This window comes from Alteromonas sp. G4i13 (assembly GCF_054960505.1).
The window spans coordinates 20,204-42,682 of sequence record NZ_JBHNYX010000020.1; the positions used below are offsets into that span (position 1 = coordinate 20,204).

A 22,479-nucleotide genomic window follows, 5' to 3' on the forward strand; every position below is an offset into this window, starting at 1 on the left:
TTTTTTCTTTTTGTGAACTGGACATTTCCTATGACTGCGATGGCTAAACAAGTTGAAGACTTTCTCAACACATCAGCACCTTTTGACGTGCTGGATAAAGAGCAAAAGCTTGAGCTAGTAAAACATACTGAATTGATTTACCTGACAGCGGATAATGTGGGCGACCTGCAAAAGGGCAAATCGTCACTTTTTCTTATTCAAAATGGACAGTTTTCTGTCCAAGATTCAGATGCCCCTTTACGCCATTTAAGTGAGGGCGACTACTTCGGCTACACCAATATAATGGAAAAACGTAATTTTTCATTAAGCATCAGTGTAGACAGTCCAGGTCTGGTTTACTGTTTTGAAGCGTCTGCTGTTACCCCGTTATTTGAACTGCCAGCAATTCGAAATTTTTTTGATGGGCTGCGCAATAATGCCCTTCAAAACCATGCTATTTCCGATAGTAACTCCATGTGGCTTTATAAAGGGCTTGAGGATGTTATTAATAAGTCTCCCGTGTCGGTGGACGTAGAAACGTCAATAACAGTGGCGGCGCAGATCATGACGAATCAAAAGGTATCGTCATTACTGGTTACACGAGAAGATAAGCTTATTGGCATTATCACCGACCGAGACTTACGTTCAAGAGTGGTTGCCGCCTCTCTCGATATTCATCTTCCAGTCAGCCATATAATGACGCCTAATCCTGCACAGATAATGGGAAATAGAACGCTATTTGATGCCTTGGCGCTTATGACCGAAAGGAACATCCATCACCTACCCGTTATCGACCAGCAAACGCTTGTGCCATTGGGTATGGTGACAGCCAGCGATATCATTCGTCATCAGCGTGGTAACGTTCTTTTTATAATTGGAGAGCTAAGCAAAGCGGAGAACCTTTACGAATTAACACGGCTATCCTGGCAGTTGCCGCATTATTTCTCTGCTCATGCGAAAAAAGCAGGGGACTATGACATTGCTGGCAAAATTTTATCTCAAGCTACCGATATTATGACAAGAAAGCTTATTGGCTTTTTCCAACAGGCTAACGGGAAAGCCCCCATGATGTTTGCGTGGCTTGTTTATGGATCACAGGCAAGAGAAGATCAGACGATGGGTTCGGATCAAGACAATGGACTGCTTCTTGCTGAGCGGCCAAGCGAAGCGCAAGCAGAATATTTCGCAAAAATGGCTGATTATGTGTGTAACGGTTTGGCCAAATGCGGCATTAAACTGTGCGATGGTAATATTATGGCGAGCAATTCTAAACTTAGACTCTCGCTTGAAGACGCCATTGAAGAAGCTAAGCGATGGGTAAAAGCACCAACTAAAGATGCGATTATGCACTTTAATATTTTTCTTGATGTTCGCTGCGCAGCCGGGGATATAAGTTTATTTAAGCAGTTGCAGCGTCAAAGAGCCCCCTTGATGAAGCAAAATATGTTCTTAGCAGCGCTTACGAGAAATAGTAACGAAATATCGGTTCCGCTTTCCATGTTTCAAAAGTTCATTTATGAAAAAGGCCGTAGAGAGAAGGACGTTATCGACCTTAAAACCCGAGCCGTGGCCTTAATTAACAATATCGCCCGCATATACGCGCTAGCTGATGGTGTGACGTTGCCTAACACACTTGCCCGGTTAGACGCGCTATCGGAAAATTCACAGCTCTCAAAAAGAGATGCGACTAACCTACGTGATATTTGGCTGTTCTTAAATCGTTTGCGTTGGCGTCATCAGTTGGAAAATAAAGTAACGGACAATCGTGTGTCGGTTTCAAGTTTATCATCGATAGAAAAGCATCAGCTAAAAGCCGCATTCAAGGCTATAGAACGAACCAATCAAGCAATGGTTATGAAGTTCTCTGGCGGCGTAAGTTAACCCCATGATAACGCGAATAATCGAAGCCTGTGCATCGGTACTGTTTGGGAAGCGTCAATTCAGAAAGTCATTACGTGATAAAACGTTGGGCGACACCCCTTTGGCGTCTGTTGATTTAGAGCTCACATCGTTAGACCCTGTGACAACTCAAATTACATCGATTGGCTATGTAAGTGGTTCAGCTGGAAAAATTACGCTTTCCTCCAGTGGCTATCACGTTATTAATACGTCAGCAGACTTAGGACAAAGCCCTGTAATACACGGATTGACCTTAGATATTTTGCAACAAGGCGAAGGCTTAGCAGACGCCATCAATTCATTGCTACCACTACTGAAGACACATGTTCTAATTTTTCACAATGCGCGATTAGATTTGATGGCGCTTGATAGTGCCTTCAAACGGTGTGGATTACCGCAGATGGAAGTGCTCTATGTTGATACGCTTCAGCTCGCACTTTATCAGTTAAACAAACAACATCAGGTGCTACCGAGTAATAGTGCAACGCTAACGGTTTGTAGGCAACGGTTAGACTTACCCGCGTTTCCTGAACACAACGCACTAGATGATGCGTTAGCGACAATGCAGTTGTTTTACGCCCAGCTAAATGAATTGGGAATTACTTTGGAGAATTCACTCGAGTCTTTGGCTCACACGAATGCTGTTGGCCGTTTTAAGCTGGGAGTACCGCATTAGCGTCTAAAGCAAGGCAATGCTAATTATAGTGCCTAGGCCTTAAGTTTTGTGGGGTGACTCGGTGCATTTATTTTGCCAGCGCTTACCGCTGTCGGCGCCACGAGTTGATTCCGTCCAGAGGTTTTAGCCACATACAGATTTTTGTCTGCTTCTAACATGACGTAGTCGATAGTTTTATTGTCATCAGCATGCTTGACGGCTAAGCCTGCACTTAGCGTAACGCGCTCATACTCAGATGCCGCATGAGGAATATTCAGGTCATAAACCGTTCGCAATAAGCGCTCAGTGACGGCCTTCGCACCGTCTACATCGGTGTTAGGCAGAATAACCAAAAACTCTTCACCGCCAATTCTTACTAATTTGTCCATAGGTCGAAGTAGGGCGTCGTTGATCGTTTTACTGACCTTCCACAAACAGCTATCGCCATCTATATGACCATACATATCATTAAACAGTTTAAAGTGGTCAACATCAAAAATAACCAAGGAGAGAGGAGTAACATTACGCAATCCATCTCTCACTAAACGGGGTAAATAGTCGTCTAAATAGTGACGATTGTAGGCACCTGTTAACTTATCTACATAGATAAGCTTTTCGAGCAAATCGTTTCTAAGCTTGTGATTGATGTGTGATTTTACACGATTGCGTAGGGTACAAGCGTTTACCGGCTTCACCACAAAGTCAACGCAGCCAGATTCCCAACATCTCGACTCTTCTTCATCACTTGACGAAGAGGTCACGAAAATAATAGGAATGTGAGCACACAACGGCTTTTTTCTTAACAATGCGGTGGTCTGATGCCCGTCTATTTCGGGCATTGAAACATCCATGAGGATTAGGTCAGGCGTATGGTACTTGCAATATTCAATTGCTTCTTTACCTGAGCCCACAGAGGCGCAGGCGACTGTGTCTTCAAGTAAAGTTTCCAGAACAAGTCTGCTGCTGGCTTGGTCGTCGACAATCAGTACTTTGCAATCTGCTAAAGTTCGGTCGCCAACTTGTTCAATATACACAAGTACTCCTAAACACAAAGGTGAGTGTTCAGGTTCAAGAGTACGCCTAATTTTAGAAAATGTGGATTAACCAAAAGTTTAATATTTAACCATTTGGTTCAATTTCACTCTTATCTTCTTACTTTATATCGTTTCTAGGAAAACAAATTAAACACTGCAAGACCAAATACGCCGAAGGTACACAGCGTGCCTATCATATAAAAATAGCTTCTTGGGCTTGGATTTTTTTCTGTAGCGATTGCGTAATACAGTCCCATATGAATGATGCGACTTAGCGCGTAAATCCAAACAAGTGCTGCAAGTATGCTGGTTGATGCGCCAAGAAAAATGCAAAGAAGAGCTGGGAGCGTAAACTGATGAATATTTTCGAGCGAATTGTGAAATGTTCTGTGGCTTCTGAATACGAAACTATCATGACTCAATTCCTCGCTGACTTTCCCTGGAATATAGCGAGACTGTTTTCTGTGAGCGATAGCGGCAACGATGTTTTGCACGAAAACGGTAAAGCTTATAAGCAAAAGGCCCGCAATACTATATGTGTAGACTGTGAACACGTGAACTCCTTTCTTTATTCCTTGAATGGATTCAGACGACTGGTTAGATGACAACGAAGGCCTGTTTAAACATGCGTATGTTAAACATGCCCGTGACCAACTAACCGTTTAATGTTTCTACGCCGAGACTTGTTGAAGAGATCGAAGCACATCCATAAATCGATGAACGAAAGCACTAATTTTTAGTGCTTTCGTTTTCAGCGCTTTTCTTTGCAAGAGGGATTACAGCGCCGCTTTAACATCGTTTGGAAGCAACACGGTATCGATCACGTGAATAACACCGTTACTCGTCATGATGTCGGCTTTGATCACATTTGCGTCGTTTATCATAACCTTATTCATATCAGTTGAGACCATTACCTTGCTTCCTTCGACGGTAGTGGCATCAGATAGCCCAGCTACATCTTTTGCTGTGACTTTACCCGTTACTACGTGATAAGTGAGAATTTTAACAAGGGTTTGCTTATTCTCAGGTTTCAATAGCATTTCAATGGTGCCTGCCGGGAGTGCAGTAAAAGCTTCATCGGTGGGAGCGAAAACAGTGAATGGCCCGTCTCCCTTTAGTGTAGTGACCAAGTCTGCAGACTTAACTGCGGTGACAAGTGTTGAGAACATGTCGTTGCTTGCTGCGGTGTCGACAATATCTTTATGTCCATCCTTGGCATGATGGCCAGCAACCGCTGAGGCACTCAATACAACTAAGAAGAACGCACTAATTAACTTTTTCATATTCTTTCCTTTTACCTATTAAATTACGTTAAGTGAAATTCAACATCCTTCGTTTCGCCAACTACTGACCTACGCCACTGAAAGCTACTGAATTGAGAATTGTTACGGCACTTCATGGAAATTTGATGATTAACTTTGTGTAATGCCAAGTCGCAATTTATGAGCACCTAAGGAAGCGAGAAAAATTATGCGTTGAACGAGCTTTAAAGTGAGATGTAAATAAAATGTAAATTAAAGGTGCGCTGCTATACTTAATCTATCGAGTAAATAAGAAAGGTGCCTATTATGAATGCTCGACTCGCTGTTCCTTTGTTGTTATGCATAGTGCTTGCCGCTTGCCAATCTACTGATAATCAGCATGTAAAAGCTGCGCCCACTTTGTTAAACGACAGTCTCTTTCCTTCCTATACGTTATTTCCCGTAGAGTCTTCAGATGAAATTTTTTACTTAGACGAAGACGCACAGTTTTTTGCTGAGCAAGCAGTCTATGAAAAAAGCGCGCTGCAAAAAAATGTAAAAGGGTTAGTGAAGGCCATATTTGACCATTCTGATCAGGGAATGCTTTACAGAAACGGCGCTAACACCACAGCAAATACTACGTTCAATAATAGAGCCGCGAATTGTTTGTCTCTTTCCATTATGACGTATGCGTTAGCGAAACATGTAGGGCTACAAGCCACGTTCTACGAAGTAGAAATCCCTGAATACTGGACTCGTCGAGAAGGGTACAGTTTACTAAATGGTCATATCAACTTACGAGTTCAACTTCCAGAAGATCCCAATGTCGTCTCTATTGGAGGAAGTTTTGCGGACGTGGATTTCGACCCCCAAACCCTCAGAAGTTACTTTCCTAGAATCGCTGTGTCAGAGGAAAAAGTTATAGCGATGTTCTACAACAATAACGGAGCTGATGCGCTTGTTGCCAACAGTTATACCAAGGCCTATAGCTATTTTAGGGCTGCTGCTACCATCGCACCGGAACTGGCCCAAAGTTGGGTCAATCTTGGAGTACTTTATCGAATGGCCGATGCATACGAACAAGCAGAGGCGGCCTACAAGCATGCTTTATCTTTGAATAGTGAAAACCTCACAGCATGGGAAAATTTATCGATACTTTACCGTTATCAAGATAGGTTTGAAGAGGCGAAAACAATCAACCAAATGGTGGATACTAAACGCCAAAGCAATCCCTTTTACCACTATATATTGGGTGAACAAGCTTTCGATAATGAAGAGTACGAGGCAGCGATATCATATTATTTAAAGGGACTAAAACTTGATAATACCCGTCATGAAATTCTGTTTGGATTAGCGAAAACGTATTTTGAAAGCGGAGACATAACCAACGCTGAGCAATACTTGTCTCGCGCTATCAAGCATGCAAACAACAGGCAAGACAAGTCTCGTTATCAGTCCAAATTATCAGCTTTAGCGAATAATCAATGAAGTGGGTGTTGAGAAGGTAGGCGGTATAATTTAGGCAAAAAAAAGCCGCAGACTAGCTGCGGCAAAAGAATAACACTACAAAAGGAACTTAATTTATATAACGCCCAGCTCACGAAGGCGCTCTTGCAGGTATGACCCTGCGGTATGACGTTCTGAAAGAACAACATCCGGTCTAGGGTGTAAAAATAATGGCAGTGAAATACGAGATTTCGTCATGTCAGCACCATCTGGGTTTACAACCCTATGCGTAGTTGATGGGAAGTATCCGCCAGACGCTTCTTGAAGCATGTCGCCAATATTCACAATCAAGTTCCCGAAATCACAAGGAACTTCAATCCAACTACCGTCTTTAGCTTGTACTTGCAATCCAGGCTCGTTGGCTGCAGGCAAGATAGTAATCAAATTAATATCTTCGTGAGCAGCTGCGCGAATTGCGTCTACTTCTTCATCACCTTTTAGTGGCGGGTAGTGCAGTATACGTAGCAAGGTCTGATCAGAATCTTTGATCATGTCACCTAGCGGTTGACTGTACTTATCGCTCACCTCTGAAGGAGAATGTTTTTCTATCCAACCCAATAGCTCTTTCGCTAGTGTGTTTGCTTCCCCATAGTATTGGGAAATCTGCGGGTGTAGTGCTTCTGGACACTGACCCCACGGATAGAAATGGTAATACTCTTTAATGTCTTTTTTCGTAAAGCCTTTGGCTACCTCAGATACGCTCTGAGGGAAAAATCCGTCTTGTTTACCCTTGTTGTACAGGTAATCGTTCTTCTCTTCACTGTCGAAGAAGCCCTGCCAATTGTCGTAAATACCTTGAACTAATGACTGTTGGATAGGGTGATTTTTTAAAACACCGAACCCTGTCTCGCGAAGTGACTTCACGAATTCTTCTTGTGCGTTTTCCGCTTGGTAATCAACAGCAACTAATTGCATAACTTTATCCCGTATATTTTGACTGCGGCATTATAAAGGTAGACGGGCTACAGAAAAAAGTCGCAGAAATTGACATAAATCAACCCCGCGAGGAATTTGCGCGTAATTTACAGAAACCTGACCAGTTAGTCTAGTAAAATCTTGACCAACTGGTCCAAATTAATGAAATTTAACCAAGAGAGAGGTAAAAGCCCGCTAGCGCGGCACTCATTAAGTTAGATAACGTTGCAGCAATAACAGCTTTTAACCCCAGTCTCGCAATTTCTTTTCTGCGTGTTGGTGCCATGGCACCAATTCCACCCATCAAAATAGCGATAGAAGAGAAGTTTGCAAAACCACAAAGTGCAAAGGTGATAATGGCCTGAGATGCTTCAGATAGCTGTGATTGGTTCTCTAGGAAGTTTAGGTAGGCAACAAATTCGTTAACTACCATTTTCTGACCAATAAAGCTGCCTGCAAGTTGCGCCTCCTCCCATGGTACGCCGATTGCCCATGCAAGAGGTTGAAGCACATAACCCAGGATCCCTTCAAACGTCACGTTTTCATAGCCAAATAACCCTGCTGTCCAGCCAATAAGGCCGTTAAACATGGCTATAAGTGCTATGAAAGCGAGTAGCATTGCACCTACGTTTAACGCAAGTTGCATGCCTGATGCAGCGCCACTGGCGGCCGCATCAAATACATTGGCGTAGCCGGTATCTTCCGCATCTACGTCATGTAAATCTTCATTTGGCTTACTGGTTTCTGGCAACATGATTTTTGCCATAAGTAAGCCACCTGGCGCAGCCATAAAGCTGGCTGCTAGTAAATACTTAAGATCTACCCCCATGCCTGCGTAGCCCGCCATTACTGAACCAGCAATTGACGCCAAACCACCCACCATAATGGCAAATAGCTCAGAGCTCGTCATGTGCGGAATAAAAGGGCGAACCACAAGAGGCGCTTCTGTTTGGCCTACAAAAATGTTGGCAGCAGAAGACATGGATTCAGGTCGGCTAGTTCCCAGCGCTTTCTGTAAAAAGCCACCGATAACCTTGATGATCAAACCCATTACTTTGAGATGATAAAGAACGGCAATAAGCGCCGAGAAAAACACGATAACTGGAAGCACGTTAAAGGCAAAAATAAACGCGATCGACTTGTCGCCAATAGGACCGAACAAGAAATTAATGCCTTCTTGGCTATAAGCAATGATGTTGGCGACAAAACGCGTCGCGCTCAACAATACTTCTTTACCAGGTTCAGAATACAGGACAAACGCGCCAACGGATGCTTGAATAGCAAATGCGCCACCAACGGTGCGCCAATTTATATTGCGTTTCGCTGATGATAACGCGAAGGCAATACCCAGAAGGACTGCAATGCCCAGTAAACTCACCATAGTAATGTTCCCTTAAAGAAGCGCTTGCTGAATGTGTGATTTGATCACATCTAATGCAATTTGGTTTTTGCCACCTTGCGTCACTACTACGTCGGCAGTGAAGCGGCTAGGTTCGATAAATTGATGATACATAGGCTTAACAGTTTCTTCGTACTGTTTTGCCACAGATTCAATACTACGACCGCGTTCTTTTAGGTCGCGCATCATTCTGCGCATCAAACAAATATCAAGAGGAGTATCAATGAAGATCTTCACGTCGTACAAAGGAAGTAGATCAGTACGAGCAAGTAGCATGATACCTTCAAGAATAATGACTGGCGCAGGATTTAGACGCTCAGTTTCAGGCAAACGTGTATGCGTTTTGTAGCAGTAATGTGGATAGTCAATAGGCTGACCATCGCGCAATGCTTGCAAGTGTGCTTTTAAAAGCTCATGTTCAAAGGCATTCGGGTGATCATAGTTGTTCTTCTCACGTTGCTCCATGGGAAGATGATCTTGCGCACGGTAATAGTGATCCTCGCGCAGCACTTGAACAGGGCGGCCTTGAGCACTGAAGCCGTTAAACAAATTTTTTGTAAAAAGAGACTTCCCAGAGCCAGAAGCTCCAGAAATGGCAATAATAAGTGGCGATTGCATAGTACTATAAAGCTGATTTTGTTGGTGCAAAGATACGCGTTTAGGCCTCGCGAATCAATGTTATATTCACAAGTTCTCGGTTTTTGGATCGGTCTTTGCTAGAACTTTACCGTATTTTCAAGGTATTGAAGGGCGTTTAGTCAGCTTGCAAAAAATACCAAAAAGTTCTCCAAGTGGTCAGTTTTTATTTGAACAAGTCAAAATATCGCTAGTTACCAATTATCTCTATATCGTCGTCTTTAATACTCGGTAATGCATACGAATGCTGCTTCGAGCGAGAGCCCTCACCTTGTGCTCTGGGCGGGTAGTAGGTTTCTTTTTCATCAACATAACCAGAGAATACATCATCGAGTGCAGCGCGTATTTCGCTGAGGGTTTTATCTAAATTTGCATTGAAATCTGGGCGTTTTCGCTTGGTATGGCCCAATTCGATTAATCGACCAAAACACTTGTTGGCCAGAGCCAGTAGTTCAGTCGGAACGTCTTTATGTGGCTGTAGAGGCTGATCGGGGTGCTCTATACAATATTTTACTAGAGCCGTGTAAAAGCACAGTGGTTTATTCTGCAACGTGATGGCTTTGTCATCGATTCCGTTAGAAATCGTTTTATCTTTTAAGTTGATTACGAGTTTTGGGGAAGGAGGGATAACTTCTTCTAAGGTTGCGCGTTTCCTTTTGGTTTTACTCGAAACAGCAAAAAATGGTGTAACGAGTAATGATGCGATAAGCGCAGTCCAACTAAAAGCAAAAGTACTGGTGACGGCTTTACTTCGCATCTCTACCTTAATGACTTGTTCAGCGTTGACGAAATTTGCCGTAAAAGACAAAGGGTAACCCGTAAAGTCTTCATTGCTCGTCACAATATCTTGGATTCCTCTGACTAGAACGGGGTAGTTTTCGTCCTTAAGCGTGCCGTTTAGTTTTCCAAGATAACGGTAAATGGCGAACTGATTTACAGGCGTGTTAAGGGTGTTGTTTCCAACGTCTAAAAACGCGCTGTCTAGGCTTACCCTTCGCTCTACCTTATCAAGTGCACGGTGAAGAGAAGTATGGTGTGAAAAGTATTGTGCAGTCAAAGCGATGCATTGGAAACATGCTAACAAGACAAGACCATTAAAGATGATAAAGGCTTTGGGCTTAAAATATATTCTCTTACTACCCATTAGTTACACCCTTCCTCTAATGTAATAGTTTTGTAATAAGGTCTAGGATGAGACATTGCAACTTCATGAATTACCGACTGTATAGCGCAAAATAAGTCTGTGTTTTGCGTCTGCATTTTCAAATACCATTGCATTCCACTTACACTTTCCTGCAGCGGCGTTGCATAGTTTCTTGAGAAGTTGTCTTTGTCTTCTTCTGCCCAATATGAGGAGATAATATCAATATCACCCGCGAGCAAAGCTCGTCGCAGTTCTTGGTGAGAACTGAAGTAAACAATATCTAAATTGGAGTCACTGAGTCCGAGGTTCTGCAAAACAGTTTTGGGAACAATATGACCAGAACGGCTGCTCGGATAATCGAGCAATCCTATCTTTTTACCTAGCAAGTACTCTTTAGATAGTAGAGGTCGTTCTCTTAGCGCGATAAAAAAAGCTGAGTAGTCAGGATGCGATGCTACTTTGGTTAATCCATAAATTTGGTCAGCCCCGAACGCATCTACGACATTACTTTTCACCAGCGCTAAATCAACAACGCCATGATTAATGTATCGAAAGGTATCGTAATCACTTTGGCCTATTGTAACTTTAACTTCACCGTATTGGCGCTTAATCGTTTTATCATTGCATAGGCGCTCGCTTGCCATTTCAGCAATTCTACCGTCAGTAACATACACAGAAAAGACGTCGCTATTGCCCTGTAAATCAGTTTTGCAGGTCAAATATTGACCGGTTTGTGGGGCGATGTCACTATACTCATCGGAATTTTGAAAATAGTTTATCGAACCGCACACAAGTGCAGCTAAGATAAAAATTATCCACTTTCCGGTAGCAACAATTCTGAAATTCGTCAAAAAAACGACCAAATGAATTAACGATTTATATAGTGATTTCATCAGTTAAGGTTATTTATTGCAATAGGTAAATTTATTTTATTGTGTTAACTCATTGAAAAATTACGTATTTTTATAAGTAAACCTGATTTTTATTAAACGCTGTTTATTAGTAGCATATCTGCCAAGAATAGAATCAGCTATTCGTCGCAGATTGACAATAATAATAACAAGTAAATTAACCTGACCATGTGGTCAAGTATTATTTTGCAAACTCAATAGCCTCGGGCGATTGCTGTTAAATAAAAATATAAAATTGTAATAAATTTGACACGAACCTTTACGACAATTTGTCGGGTTCAGTGAAAGTCATAGGTTTTATGTAGTACTTTTTGCACTACACTAGGCCGAGTAAAAAAGAATTTTAAACAAAAGGGAAACACACACATGAACTTCAAAGCAAAGCTAAGTCGCGTAGCGATCGCTGTTGCTGTTGCTGCAGGTTTGGCTGGTACAGCCACGGCACAGACAACAACGTCGTCTATTCGAGGCAATGTTGTCACTGAAGCTGGCTCAGACCTTTCTGGCGCGACAGTCACAATTAAACACGAACCAACAGGTACTTCCTCGGTCGCGACCACAAATGAAAACGGCACTTTTTCTTCGCGCGGTCTTCGCGTGGGTGGCCCTTATACTATCACTATTTCAGGTGATGGTTTCGTTCCTGCGAAAGTAGAAAACGTTTATCTTTCTCTAGACCAAGCGTTGGATCTTCCAATTCAACTTGAGTCGTCTCGTAGCACTGAAGTTATTACTGTAACTGGTAGTACTGCAGGCACTGGGTATACTAATGAAGCTCTTAGCACAAGTCTAGGTCTTCAAGCGCTTCAGCAAGTAGTATCGATTGACCGTGATATTACAGATGCGGCTCAACTTGACCCTTTTGCATCAGTAAACGTTCAAAGCGGTGGTTCAAAAGAGCTTAGCATTGCGGGTGCGAATAATAAGTTCAATTCTTTGACAGTGGATGGTGTAGCATTAAACGACCGTTTCGGCCTTAACGCTAACGGTTACCCTACTCAGCGCTCTCCAATTTCTTATGATGCAATTGAATCTTTGTCAATCCAGACCGCGCCGTTTGACGTTGAGTATAACGGGTTTACCGGTGGTACAATCAACGCTGTAACCAAATCAGGCACGAACGAATTCCACGGCTCAGTTGGTTACTATTACACTGACGATTCATTCGCTGGCGATAACAATGGTGATGAAGAATTCAATCTTGATTTCGAAGAAGAAACGTTTGTTGCCACTTTAGGTGGTCCGTTAATAAAAGATAAGCTCTTTTTCTTTGTAGCTTACGATAAATTTGAATCTGTAGCACCGCTTAATCGTGGGCCTGCTGGGTCAGGCGCCGTTAATGAAGTTCCAAATATCACGCTAGATGATGTTGCCCAAGTTTCTCAAATCGTTTCTGACGTTTGGGGCTTTGACATAGGCAACTTCCAGAAAGACGATGTACAAGACGAGAAAGTTCTTGCAAATATCGATTGGAATATCAACGATGATCACCGCGCTAAGTTTACTTATATGCTTACCGACGGTAACTCAATCAATGAGCAAAATGGTAACAACTTCCTAGCGCAAGACGAAGTACTTGGCGCATCTTCTGCGTGGTATGACCGCTCAGAAAAGGTTGAAAGTTTCATTGCACACGTCTTCTCTGACTGGACTTCAGACTTCTCTACACAGTTCAAAGTAGCAAAAACAACGCAAGCTACAGGCCAAGAGTCGCTAAATGGTTCTGAGTTCCCTAACTTTGCCGTTTTCCTACGTGAAGTCGATGGCGATGAAAATTACTTGACGATTGGTCCAGACCGCTTCCGTCACGGTAACTCTCTTGATCAGGACTTCTTCCAAGTTAAACTAGTTGGTATTTACACAACTGGCGACCATATCATGAAGTTTGGTTATGAGCGTGAAGAAGTTGACGTAAATAACCTATTTGCACAAAACTCTGAAGGTTCATACCTATTTAACAGCCTAGAAGACCTTGCAAATGCTGAAGCTTCTGCGCTGCTTTACAATAATGCTATTACAAACGATGAGAACGACCTTCGTGCGATCTGGGGTTACAACTACAACTCACTTTACTTCCAAGATTCTTGGGAAGCGACAGCTGAGTTAACTATTGACGCTGGTATCCGTTATGACTGGTATGAAGCTGAAGGCTCTATCCGCGAGAACCAAAACTTTGTAGACCGCTACGGCTATTCAAACACCAATGATGTTGATGGGCTGGATGTAATTCTTCCTCGTGTGTCATTCCAGTGGTATGCGTCTGATTATACAACTGTACGTGGTGGTATTGGTCGCTTCTCTGGTGGGGCGCCAAGCGTTTGGGTATCAAACAGCTACTCAAATGACGGCGTAATTTCTGACAATTATCAAGACTTTGGTTCTGGTCAGACATACCAAGTTCCTACTACACCAGATGCTGCTACAGGCCAGTACATTCCACAGAACATTCTTGACCAGCTTGCTAACATTGACCCAGATGGCGATGTGAACGCGCTGGCAGATGACTTTGATATACCTACAACTTGGAAAGTAAGCTTAGGTGTTGCGCACGAGCCAGAGATGGAAGAACTAGAAGGTTGGTTGTTCTCTGCTGATGTGCTTTACAACAAGCTTGAAAATGCTACTTACTGGTATGATCAACGCTGCGAAAACCCAGTTAGTACAGCGCCTGATGGTCGTGGTGTTTATGACTGTAGCGAAGGTCCAGAAGCTATCGTAACAAGCTCAATTGATGAAGGTGATTCAATATTATACGCCTTGTCTGCTTCAAAAGCTTGGGATACCTCTTATGGCTCATTCGACTTCTTTACAAGTTATACTTATGCTGACGTAGAAGATATCGGCTATGGTACATCTTCAACTGCGACATCTAACTACTCCGACTTTGCTGCTTATGATCGTCAACAACCACAAGCTGGCACGTCTAACTTCCAGACCGAGCACCTTTGGAAAATGCGCTTCAATTGGAAGAAAGAGTTAATTGACGGCTATGAAACGACTGTTTCAATCTTTGCCGAGCGTCGCTCTGGCCAGCCTTATAGCTACACATTCGATGAAAACAACGCATGTGTGCTAGATGTTGGTGGTGGTCGTTGTGCGCGTGAAAGCCGTAACGATGATGCAGGACACCTGCTTTACGTTCCAGATGGCATCAATGATCCATTGTTTGCAGCAACTTCATTTGGTGGTGACCTAGCAGCTCAGCAAGAGTTCATCGACTATATTAATAGTTCAGAGCTAGCTCAGTACAAGGGTGGAATTGCTGAACGTAATGGCGACAACTCTCGCTGGTCAACAATCATTGATGTGCGTATTCAACAAGAACTACCAGCGCTTTACCCTGAGCATAAGTTGACGGTTTTCTTTGATATAGAAAACTTCGGTAACCTACTGAATGACGATTGGGGCCGCATCGAGCGTACTCGCTATGAATATGAGCGTGCTGTAGTTTCTGCAAATATCGTAGATGGTCAATATGAATATTTTGACTTGAACAGTGATTCACGTATTAAAAACCTAGAAGTGCTTGACCAATCAGTATGGCAAGTTCAGTTCGGTATTAAATACGACTTCTAATTACTTAGTTTAAAAAAGTTGTAGTGTTAGGTGCCACTCTCCTTAACAGGAAGTGGCACTTTTTTATGTCTGCGATTTATCTCACACACCTGTTACTTACCGCGCATAGCCTTTGCTTATGATCTAAGTCCCTCCACTACACGAATTAACTGACGAGAAAATTTTTTAAATGCTCGCAAGGAGGGCTTATGACAAAACGTATGCTAATGGTAATGACGTCTCATGAAATAATGGGTGATACGGGTAAGAAAACAGGCATGTGGTTAGAAGAGTTCGCAGCGCCATATTACGCATTTAAAGATCAAGACTATACGATTACCCTTGCGTCGCCAATGGGAGGCCAAGTACCTATCGACCCAAATAGCCTTGCAGATGATGCGATGACAGACGACGCAATAAGATATACAAAAGATGAACTGGCGCGAAGTGCAATGGCGTCGACCATACCGCTTGAAGATGTGCGTGCTGAAGAATTTGACGCCGTATTTTACCCGGGCGGTCACGGCCCTTTGTGGGACCTTTCTGACAACGCGCACTCGATTAAGTTAATCGAAGACACAATTGCAGCGAATAAGCCTGTTGGTGCAGTGTGCCACGCTCCAATCGTGCTTAAGGACGTTAAAACTCCAGATGGCAAGTACTTAGTTGATGGTAAACAGGTAACTGGATTTTCAAACAGCGAAGAAGCGGCAATGGAACTCACTGACGTAGTGCCTTACTTAGTTGAAGATGAGCTAGTCAAAAAGGGTGGAAAATATGAAAGTGCCGACGATTTCGCCGTAAAAGTGTGTACTGATGGCTTGTTGGTAACGGGACAGAATCCACCATCGTCACGCCCCGCAGCAGATGCGCTAATTAAGCTTTTATCTTAGGAAAGCTTCAGTTAATTACCGAGTCAGAAACCGCATCTTGTATGCGGTTTCTTATTTTTTGATTGTCAGCTTTTGGAGCCATGGCTAAACGTTTTCAAATAAATCTTCAACGCGTTGTCTTAATTCTTCAATTCTTGTCACGTCAGCAGGGGCAATAAAAATCGTGTCATCACCCGCAATCGTCCCTAATACGCCATCTTTTTTACTCAATGAATCAAGTAGACGAGCAATAAGCTGTGCAGCACCAGGGCTGGTTCTAATGATTACCATTACGTTGTTGTGAACGATATCCAGTACTAGCTGTTTAAGAGGGCTTTTAGCCGTAGGCATACCTAGCTCTGGAGGCAAGCAATACACCATGTCACCTCGGGCATTTCGCGTGCGTACCGCGCCGAATTTGCTTAGCATTCTAGAGATTTTAGACTGGCTGATATTGTCGAAGCCTTGTGCTTTTAATGCATCAACAATTTCACCCTGTGAACCGTAACTTTCTGCTTTAAGAATTTCTTTAAAAGCTTTGATGAGTAGCTCTTGTTTTGCGTTTGCCATTAGCGCTCTTTTCTTTTTTGAGGGTTATCGTTAGGAATTATATTTAGTATGCGTATATTGTGCCGTACAGGTAGACTTTGCGCAATTTCTTTGCATAATCATTCATGATAATGAATATCGAGATAAAATCGCCATAAATAACGTTAATAAGACGATCCGGTGATTGAGTTTTCCCCCGCGTTGCATTAGTGTGACGTTCCGTTTAAATACGTGAAGTAATCCCATAGGAGAAATGGTATGAAAGTAGCCGTGTTAGGTGCTGCCGGTGGTATTGGTCAGGCGCTGTCTTTGTTGTTGAAAACACAATTGCCAGCAGGTTCAGATTTAGCGCTTTACGACGTAGCGCCAGTTGTTCCTGGTGTTGCCGTTGATTTGAGCCACATCCCCACTGCGGTAAAAGTAACCGGTCACGGTAAAGATGACCTAGCTGATGCACTAACTGGAGCAGACGTTGTTCTAATTCCAGCGGGTATGCCTCGTAAGCCAGGTATGGATCGCTCTGATCTATTCAACATCAACGCCGGCATTGTTAAAAACCTAATCGAAGGTGTAGCTGATAACTGCCCGAACGCGTGTGTTGGTATCATCACTAACCCAGTTAACACTACTGTTGCTATTGCAGCTGAAACGCTTAAAGCAAAAGGCGTTTACGACAAGAATAAGCTTTTCGGTGTAACGACACTAGACGTTATCCGTGCTGAAACGTTTGTTGCTGAACTTAAAGGTGTAGACGTATCTTCTGTGCACGTACCGGTAATCGGTGGTCACTCTGGTACAACTATCCTTCCTCTACTTTCACAAGTTGAAGGCGTAGAGTTCACAGACGAAGAAGTTGCTAGCCTAACTACTCGTATCCAAAACGCGGGTACTGAAGTTGTTGAAGCTAAAGCGGGCGGCGGTTCTGCAACCCTATCAATGGGTCAAGCAGCGGCACGCTTCTGTCTATCTCTAGTTGCAGCAATGCAAGGTGAGAACGTTGTTGAGTACACTTATGTACAAACTGACGACAGCGACGACGCAGCATTCTTTGCACATCCAGTTCGCCTAGGCGCAAACGGTGTTGAAGAAATCTTGCCATACGGCGAGCTAAGCGCATTTGAAGAAAAAGCGAAAAACGACATGCTTGAAGGCCTACGTGGCGACATCAAGCTAGGCGTAGACTTCGTAAACGGCTAATTGGTGAGTGTCATTGGCAGGCCTTTGAACGTAGGCACGCCGTGAATACTTCCCTGTAGGCTTCGCCACCGCATCCCTGCGGTGGAGAGCCTACTTATCAAAGCCCCGCCAACTCCGAATATCTCAATAGCCTAATCACTGAAGTTTTTTTAGAAAAGAGCAGTCTGTTACGACCTTACGTATCCAGCCTTTTTTGTTGCGTCTTTGTAGGCTTTGTCGCGGCATCCTAGGCACAGAAGCGCCTATTTATTAAAGTACCGCCAATTAAGCATTTTACCCATAGCTAGCAATAAGTTTATTTCCTAATTGACTTACTGTGTCTGTAATGGCTCTATTCTAAACAACTTTATTGGGCCCATCGCGACTGGGTAGCCTTTGTGTAATGCGTATGTATAGCCGGAAATCATGTTGTCCGTAAGAACGAATAGGATAATCTTTGAAGCGAAAGTTGTGTGGGAAGCTTCAATTTCGATGACTCGAGCATCTATGCTTACATCGTCAGCAGTAAATGGTGATTGGACTTCCCTAAATGCGTCTTCCCCTTTTCTATAAACGCGCAGTGAGCCTCGTTCGCTTTCGTACAATTCGAGTAAAGCTAATTCGGGTCTATCTAAATACTGCATAACACCAATCCAAGTGCCAAAAGGATGATTAGCGATATGCTGCTTTGCATTAGATAGTATCTGCTTGCGGTTTTCTAAAAACTTTCTCGGCGTTGACTTTGCTTCCTGTTTAACGATTAGATAAGTCTGAGAAATATAACTTTCTTTGTCCTTATAGCTCGACTCTAATACGTTAAAAGCGTTATCTAAGTGAGGCGAAAGAGTAAGCGTGCGTGTAACATCACCTTCGATCGTTGTTTTAATTGTGCACCGGTTTTCTATGCAAGTGATGTCGTCATTGGTAAACGGTGTGCGACGCATTTTTTTGAAGCCTCCTGGGATGGCGATTTCAAAAAAGCTGTGTTCGCCACTTTCTTGTATTTGAAGCAACCTAAATGTCGTTTCATCTTGACTTATGCCTTCCCACAAACCCGGGGGTAATTCCATTGTGCTTGCGAAAGAGAGCTTATTAAACGAAAGCAAAAGCAAAGTAGAAAAGGTTAGTAGTAAAAATGTTCGCACTTTTTATTCCCTTAAAATGTATGGGGTACAAATTTTGTTACTAACTATATGCGTATTTTGTTGAGTCACAAATACATTCGTTATTTACTAGTGACTTGAAGCTCTTTTTGTTCGAATTAAACAAGGATGTGTTATGACTTTTTTTAAATGCGCTAGTTTACTTTCCATCACATTTTTTAGTTTATGCATTAACGCCAATACGGTTGCGGCAACAAGCAATACGGCGTCATTGGCAGACACTGCGTTTGCTCAGTTGCCTGAAGCATTAACGCTCAAAGGCGATGCACTTCCCTTTACCGATTACAAGGCATGGTTAGCACATGTGCAAAGTAATAATCAAAAAGTTGCGTTTGTGGATCGATGGCAAAAAGCGGTCAATCCTAAAAAGTTCAATGCACTCATGAAGGATACAAGTGCCCAGTGGATTGAATACGAGTCGGATGGATTGAAAATTTCAGGTGTTATGGTGTCGCCAAAGCATGTTGGTGACAAAAAACTCCCCGTGATTATTTATAATCGCGGTGGTAACCATAAACATAATGTAACGCGCATAGCCGTGGTTGAGCGTCTAATGCCGCTTGCGCAGCAGGGTTATATTGTCTTAGCGAGTAACTACCGCGGTGCTAAATTTAGCCAAGGTAAAGATGAATTTGGCGGCGATGATGTAAACGACGTTTTGCGACTGATTGAAATAGCCAAACAGTTACCTAATGTCGACTCTAACAAGATTGCCTTATATGGCGTGAGTCGTGGCGGCATGATGACATGGCAGGCGCTTCGAAAGAACACAAGTGACATTGCCAGCGCAGTGATTGTAGCAGGCCCGTCTGATTTGCATACAACTGTGGCGCGCCGTCCAGACATGCAGGCGCTGCTTAATAAACTTGTTCCGAATATGGAGCAAAACCAAACAAAAGCCCTTGATGAACGCTCAGCGGTAAAATGGATTGATGAGCTAAATCCTGATGTACCTATTTTGCTAGTGCACGGAAGCGCAGATATGCGCGTTGATGTTTCACATTCGCTTAAGGCGGCACAGCATCTAAAAGACAATAACCACTCGCATAAGCTGGTTGTTTACGAAAACGGCGATCATAGTTTAACTTTCTATCGCGATAAAGTGGAAAGCGAAATCAATAGTTGGTTAGCGGTGCACTTTCAATAACGCAATAAAAAAGCCCGCAACGAAATACGAAGCGGGCCTCTTTAATTTAAAGGGTTAGCGTACTTAACCTGTGTTACGCATACCAATGGCAATACCGGCAATAGTTACCATCATGGCGCGTTCTAGGCTGGTGTTCTGTGCATCGTCACCGGCTTTACGGATACGATCTAAAAGCTCAATTTGCAGGTAATGAAGTGGCTGAAGGTATCCTGCACGGATCTCCATCGACTCTTTACCCTGCGGGTCGTTCTTCATAATGTCGTCATCGCCTGTGATAGCCAAGAGTGACGAGATGCTTTCTTTAAGCTCGCTACGTAATGCTTCACCAAAGTGTTTAAGCTCTTTTGGTACCAAGCGCTCGTCATAAGCTTCGCTAATACGTGGGTCAGCTTTATGGAACACCATGTCTAGCATAGAAAGACGTGAACGGTAGAATGGCCATTCGCTGAACATCTCGTTAACCACTTTCTCATTCTCAGGGGTCTTCACGCTATCAATAGCACGCATAACGCCTAGCCAGCTTGGCAGTACCAAACGGGTTTGTGCCCAAGCAAATATCCATGGAATCGCACGTAGGCTCTCAATACCGCCTTGAGGCTTACGCTTCGCAGGTCGGCTACCTAGTGGGAGTTTGCCTAACTCTTGCTCTGGCGTTGCAACACGGAAGTAAGGTACGAACTCTTTATCGTGACGCACGGTTGCACGGTAGTTATCGCGACCTTGGGCTGCCATTGCAGTTATAAGCTCTCGCCACTCTTCTTTTGGTGCCGGAGGCGGGAATAACATGGCTTCAATTATAGCGCTAGCGTAAATACCCAAGCTGCGTTTAGCCAGCTTAGGCATACCGAATTTATAGCGAATAGTTTCGCCTTGTTCTGTTACGCGGAAACCGCCTTCTAGTGAGCCAGGAGGTTGTGAGTAAATAGCCGCGTGTGCTGGCAATCCACCGCGGCCAATTGTACCGCCACGTCCGTGGAATAGGGTCAGGCTTACGTCAAACTCATCAGCAATGGCAACCAATGCTTCTTGCGACTGATACTGTGCCCAGCCAGCAGCCAATGCACCAGCGTCTTTCGCTGAATCAGAGTAACCGATCATAACGAATTGACGGCCTTTAACGTAACCGCGATACCAGTCGATAGACAGAAGTTTGCGCATTACGTCAGGTGAGTTGTTCAAATCGTCTAGCGTTTCGAACAATGGTGCCACTGGCATAGGCCAATCTACACCACTTTCTTGAAGTAGAAGCTGTACGGCCATGACATCTGACGGCTCACTGGCCATAGAGATGATATAAATACCAAAGCCGTGCTTGCTGTGCTTCGCAATTACCTTACAGGTATCAAGCACTTCTTTCACGTCGTCAGACGCGTCCCATTGCGCAGGGAAAAGCGGGCGTTTTGAGCCAAGCTCGCGTAATAAGAAAGCTTGCTTGTCGGCTTCGCTCCACTGAGCATAATCACCAAGACCAAGATAGCGAGTGAGTTCGCTAAAGACGTCTGCGTGACGCTCAGAGTCCTGACGTACATCAAGGCGCAGAAGGTGAATACCGAATACTCGAGCACGGCGAATAGTGTCTAGTAACAGTCCGTTTGCCACGACCTGCATACCGCAGTCTAACAATGACTGGTAGCAAAGCATTAACGGCTCGATTAGCTCATCGTCGCTTTCTATCCAGTTTGAAGTATCTGGGTTCTTACCTGCTAAGTAGTCGCTAATGCCATCGCGGGTTGCGATGAACTTGTCAACGAGTGGACGAAGAAGGGCGCGGTATGGCTCGTTGGCGTCGCCGACTTTTTCGCGTAACGCGTCGTTGCAGTCGTACATTGAAAGCTCAACTTGTAAGCGATCAAGATCAATAGCGAAAAGTTTGGCTGCACGCTTTCTGGCAAGTAAGAGTACTTGCTCAGTCACTTTTGACGTTACAAATGGGTTACCGTCTCTGTCGCCGCCCATCCAAGAACTAAATTGAACAGGAGAAGCATCTAGCGGCAGTGAAACCTCATAATCTTCATTTAAACGGCCGTCAAGCTCGCGCATGAAATCAGGTACCGCTTCCCACAATGAGTTTTCAATAACCGAGAAGCCCCAGCGCGCCTCATCAACAGGTGTAGGGCGTACAGAACGAATTTCTTCAGTGTGCCAAGCCTGTGCAATAAGGTCGGCAATGCGGGTTTCAATTTTTTTACGCTCAACGTCATTAAGCGATTCTTGGTGAATGGCCTGAAGGCAGTTCGCCAATTCTTTATGTTTGTGGATAAGTGTACGGCGCGTAACTTCAGTAGGATGCGCGGTCAGTACAAGATCGATGTTTAGCTTAGCAACCGCATCTTGAACTTTCTCTGCGGTTAACTCAGCTTTATCTAGGTGTTTGAACAGTGCATCTATCGATGCATCAACATTCATTGCTGCGTTGTATTCTTGCTCGGCAATATTACCTAAGTTCAAGAATTGTGCGAAGGCACGGCCAACAGTAAGCAAATCGCTGTCAGACATTGTTTTGAAAGTTTCTTTCAGTTCTTCGCTACAAGTAGCGTCTCCCTGATAAGAAGCTCGGCCGCCTTTTCGAATCTTTTCAATACGGTCTAGCCACTCCTGACCTAATTGATTTTTGATTGTTTCACCAAGGGTTTTACCAAGGTATCGAACGGTATCTTTCAGTTCAGCATCGTAGTGTGTTTGCATGCTTTCCTCCTAA

General features: G+C 43.7%; 18 protein-coding genes. 7 read left to right on the forward strand and 11 right to left on the reverse strand.

The window, feature by feature from the left end; genetic code table 11:
* The first annotated feature begins 30 nt into the window (after positions 1–30).
* Together ACFI6J_RS11460 and ACFI6J_RS11465 are read left to right on the forward strand one after the other, a co-directional pair.
* Positions 31–1,860, forward strand: coding sequence for a putative nucleotidyltransferase substrate binding domain-containing protein (locus ACFI6J_RS11460; protein WP_278344169.1), 1,830 nt, complete (start codon positions 31–33; stop codon positions 1,858–1,860).
* Positions 1,861–1,864: 4 nt separating this feature from the next.
* Positions 1,865–2,554: a 3'-5' exonuclease gene (locus tag ACFI6J_RS11465; RefSeq protein ID WP_278344168.1), complete on the forward strand. Its 690-nt coding sequence runs from the start codon at positions 1,865–1,867 to the stop codon at positions 2,552–2,554.
* A gap of 32 nt (positions 2,555–2,586) precedes the next feature.
* Here the strand turns inward: ACFI6J_RS11465 and ACFI6J_RS11470 are convergent, their stop codons facing one another.
* The 3 genes from ACFI6J_RS11470 to ACFI6J_RS11480 all read right to left on the reverse strand — a co-directional run bounded on the left by ACFI6J_RS11470 (position 2,587) and on the right by ACFI6J_RS11480 (position 4,850).
* Positions 2,587–3,567, reverse strand: coding sequence for a GGDEF domain-containing response regulator (locus ACFI6J_RS11470; RefSeq protein WP_101565962.1), 981 nt, complete (start codon positions 3,565–3,567; stop codon positions 2,587–2,589).
* 134 nt (positions 3,568–3,701) lie between these two features.
* Positions 3,702–4,121, reverse strand: coding sequence for an MAPEG family protein (locus ACFI6J_RS11475; RefSeq protein WP_014950813.1), 420 nt, complete (start codon positions 4,119–4,121; stop codon positions 3,702–3,704).
* A gap of 222 nt (positions 4,122–4,343) precedes the next feature.
* The gene (locus ACFI6J_RS11480) at positions 4,344–4,850 is read right to left on the reverse strand and encodes a fasciclin domain-containing protein (RefSeq protein ID WP_462557534.1); all 507 of its coding nucleotides are present in this window, start codon (positions 4,848–4,850) and stop codon (positions 4,344–4,346) included.
* A 285-nt stretch (positions 4,851–5,135) separates the two neighbouring features.
* Here ACFI6J_RS11480 and ACFI6J_RS11485 point away from each other — a divergent pair, with 285 nt between their 5' ends.
* Complete coding sequence (locus ACFI6J_RS11485) at positions 5,136–6,296, forward strand: tetratricopeptide repeat protein (RefSeq protein ID WP_462557532.1); 1,161 nt, start codon at positions 5,136–5,138, stop codon at positions 6,294–6,296.
* A gap of 93 nt (positions 6,297–6,389) precedes the next feature.
* On the opposite strand, the gene ACFI6J_RS11490 is transcribed toward ACFI6J_RS11485, so the two are convergent.
* From ACFI6J_RS11490 to ACFI6J_RS11510, 5 genes are all read right to left on the reverse strand, one after another.
* Positions 6,390–7,229, reverse strand: coding sequence for an isopenicillin N synthase family dioxygenase (locus tag ACFI6J_RS11490; protein WP_014950810.1), 840 nt, complete (start codon positions 7,227–7,229; stop codon positions 6,390–6,392).
* A 169-nt stretch (positions 7,230–7,398) separates the two neighbouring features.
* The gene (locus ACFI6J_RS11495) at positions 7,399–8,610 is read right to left on the reverse strand and encodes a NupC/NupG family nucleoside CNT transporter (protein ID WP_014950809.1); all 1,212 of its coding nucleotides are present in this window, start codon (positions 8,608–8,610) and stop codon (positions 7,399–7,401) included.
* Positions 8,611–8,622: 12 nt separating this feature from the next.
* The gene (gene udk, locus ACFI6J_RS11500) at positions 8,623–9,246 is read right to left on the reverse strand and encodes a uridine kinase (RefSeq protein WP_014950808.1); all 624 of its coding nucleotides are present in this window, start codon (positions 9,244–9,246) and stop codon (positions 8,623–8,625) included.
* 208 nt (positions 9,247–9,454) lie between these two features.
* Complete coding sequence (locus ACFI6J_RS11505) at positions 9,455–10,408, reverse strand: hypothetical protein (RefSeq protein ID WP_462557529.1); 954 nt, start codon at positions 10,406–10,408, stop codon at positions 9,455–9,457.
* Complete coding sequence (locus ACFI6J_RS11510) at positions 10,408–11,301, reverse strand: PhnD/SsuA/transferrin family substrate-binding protein (RefSeq protein ID WP_014977471.1); 894 nt, start codon at positions 11,299–11,301, stop codon at positions 10,408–10,410. Before ACFI6J_RS11510 ends, ACFI6J_RS11505 begins: the two co-directional genes overlap by 1 nt.
* A gap of 384 nt (positions 11,302–11,685) precedes the next feature.
* Between ACFI6J_RS11510 and ACFI6J_RS11515 the strand changes: the two genes are divergently transcribed.
* Positions 11,686–14,895 carry a TonB-dependent receptor gene (locus ACFI6J_RS11515; RefSeq protein ID WP_014977470.1) on the forward strand — a complete coding sequence of 1,070 codons (3,210 nt, stop codon included), beginning with the start codon at positions 11,686–11,688 and terminating at the stop codon, positions 14,893–14,895.
* Between the two features lie 188 nt (positions 14,896–15,083).
* Complete coding sequence (locus tag ACFI6J_RS11520; RefSeq protein ID WP_014977469.1) at positions 15,084–15,767, forward strand: type 1 glutamine amidotransferase domain-containing protein; 684 nt, start codon at positions 15,084–15,086, stop codon at positions 15,765–15,767.
* An 84-nt stretch (positions 15,768–15,851) separates the two neighbouring features.
* Here ACFI6J_RS11520 and argR read toward each other — a convergent pair whose 3' ends face one another.
* Positions 15,852–16,316, reverse strand: coding sequence for a transcriptional regulator ArgR (argR, locus tag ACFI6J_RS11525; protein WP_014977468.1), 465 nt, complete (start codon positions 16,314–16,316; stop codon positions 15,852–15,854).
* Between the two features lie 237 nt (positions 16,317–16,553).
* Here argR and mdh point away from each other — a divergent pair, with 237 nt between their 5' ends.
* Entirely contained in the window at positions 16,554–17,492 is a 939-nt protein-coding gene (mdh, locus tag ACFI6J_RS11530; RefSeq protein ID WP_014950802.1) for a malate dehydrogenase, read from the forward strand.
* Between the two features lie 311 nt (positions 17,493–17,803).
* Here the strand turns inward: mdh and ACFI6J_RS11535 are convergent, their stop codons facing one another.
* The gene (locus tag ACFI6J_RS11535; protein ID WP_342339986.1) at positions 17,804–18,616 is read right to left on the reverse strand and encodes a hypothetical protein; all 813 of its coding nucleotides are present in this window, start codon (positions 18,614–18,616) and stop codon (positions 17,804–17,806) included.
* Positions 18,617–18,749: 133 nt separating this feature from the next.
* On the opposite strand from ACFI6J_RS11535, the gene ACFI6J_RS11540 reads away from it, so the two are divergent.
* Complete coding sequence (locus tag ACFI6J_RS11540) at positions 18,750–19,781, forward strand: alpha/beta hydrolase family protein (RefSeq protein ID WP_342339987.1); 1,032 nt, start codon at positions 18,750–18,752, stop codon at positions 19,779–19,781.
* Between the two features lie 63 nt (positions 19,782–19,844).
* On the opposite strand, the gene ppc is transcribed toward ACFI6J_RS11540, so the two are convergent.
* Positions 19,845–22,466: a phosphoenolpyruvate carboxylase gene (gene ppc, locus ACFI6J_RS11545; protein WP_039216389.1), complete on the reverse strand. Its 2,622-nt coding sequence runs from the start codon at positions 22,464–22,466 to the stop codon at positions 19,845–19,847.
* Positions 22,467–22,479 lie beyond the last annotated feature (13 nt).

Excerpts from the sequence above, each read along its gene's own strand:
- ACFI6J_RS11485 (WP_462557532.1), top strand. The coding sequence starts at position 5,136 with ATGAATGCTCGACTCGCTGTTCCTTTGTTGTTATGCATAGTGCTTGCC.
- ACFI6J_RS11465 (WP_278344168.1), top strand. The coding sequence starts at position 1,865 with ATGATAACGCGAATAATCGAAGCCTGTGCATCGGTACTGTTTGGGAAG.
- ACFI6J_RS11515 (WP_014977470.1), top strand. The coding sequence starts at position 11,686 with ATGAACTTCAAAGCAAAGCTAAGTCGCGTAGCGATCGCTGTTGCTGTT.
- ppc (WP_039216389.1), bottom strand. The coding sequence starts at position 22,466 with ATGCAAACACACTACGATGCTGAACTGAAAGATACCGTTCGATACCTT.
- ACFI6J_RS11510 (WP_014977471.1), bottom strand. The coding sequence starts at position 11,301 with ATGAAATCACTATATAAATCGTTAATTCATTTGGTCGTTTTTTTGACG.
- ACFI6J_RS11520 (WP_014977469.1), top strand. The coding sequence starts at position 15,084 with ATGACAAAACGTATGCTAATGGTAATGACGTCTCATGAAATAATGGGT.
- argR (WP_014977468.1), bottom strand. The coding sequence starts at position 16,316 with ATGGCAAACGCAAAACAAGAGCTACTCATCAAAGCTTTTAAAGAAATT.
- ACFI6J_RS11540 (WP_342339987.1), top strand. The coding sequence starts at position 18,750 with ATGACTTTTTTTAAATGCGCTAGTTTACTTTCCATCACATTTTTTAGT.
- ACFI6J_RS11480 (WP_462557534.1), bottom strand. The coding sequence starts at position 4,850 with ATGAAAAAGTTAATTAGTGCGTTCTTCTTAGTTGTATTGAGTGCCTCA.
- ACFI6J_RS11490 (WP_014950810.1), bottom strand. The coding sequence starts at position 7,229 with ATGCAATTAGTTGCTGTTGATTACCAAGCGGAAAACGCACAAGAAGAA.
- mdh (WP_014950802.1), top strand. The coding sequence starts at position 16,554 with ATGAAAGTAGCCGTGTTAGGTGCTGCCGGTGGTATTGGTCAGGCGCTG.
- udk (WP_014950808.1), bottom strand. The coding sequence starts at position 9,246 with ATGCAATCGCCACTTATTATTGCCATTTCTGGAGCTTCTGGCTCTGGG.
- ACFI6J_RS11495 (WP_014950809.1), bottom strand. The coding sequence starts at position 8,610 with ATGGTGAGTTTACTGGGCATTGCAGTCCTTCTGGGTATTGCCTTCGCG.
- ACFI6J_RS11505 (WP_462557529.1), bottom strand. The coding sequence starts at position 10,408 with ATGGGTAGTAAGAGAATATATTTTAAGCCCAAAGCCTTTATCATCTTT.
- ACFI6J_RS11460 (WP_278344169.1), top strand. The coding sequence starts at position 31 with ATGACTGCGATGGCTAAACAAGTTGAAGACTTTCTCAACACATCAGCA.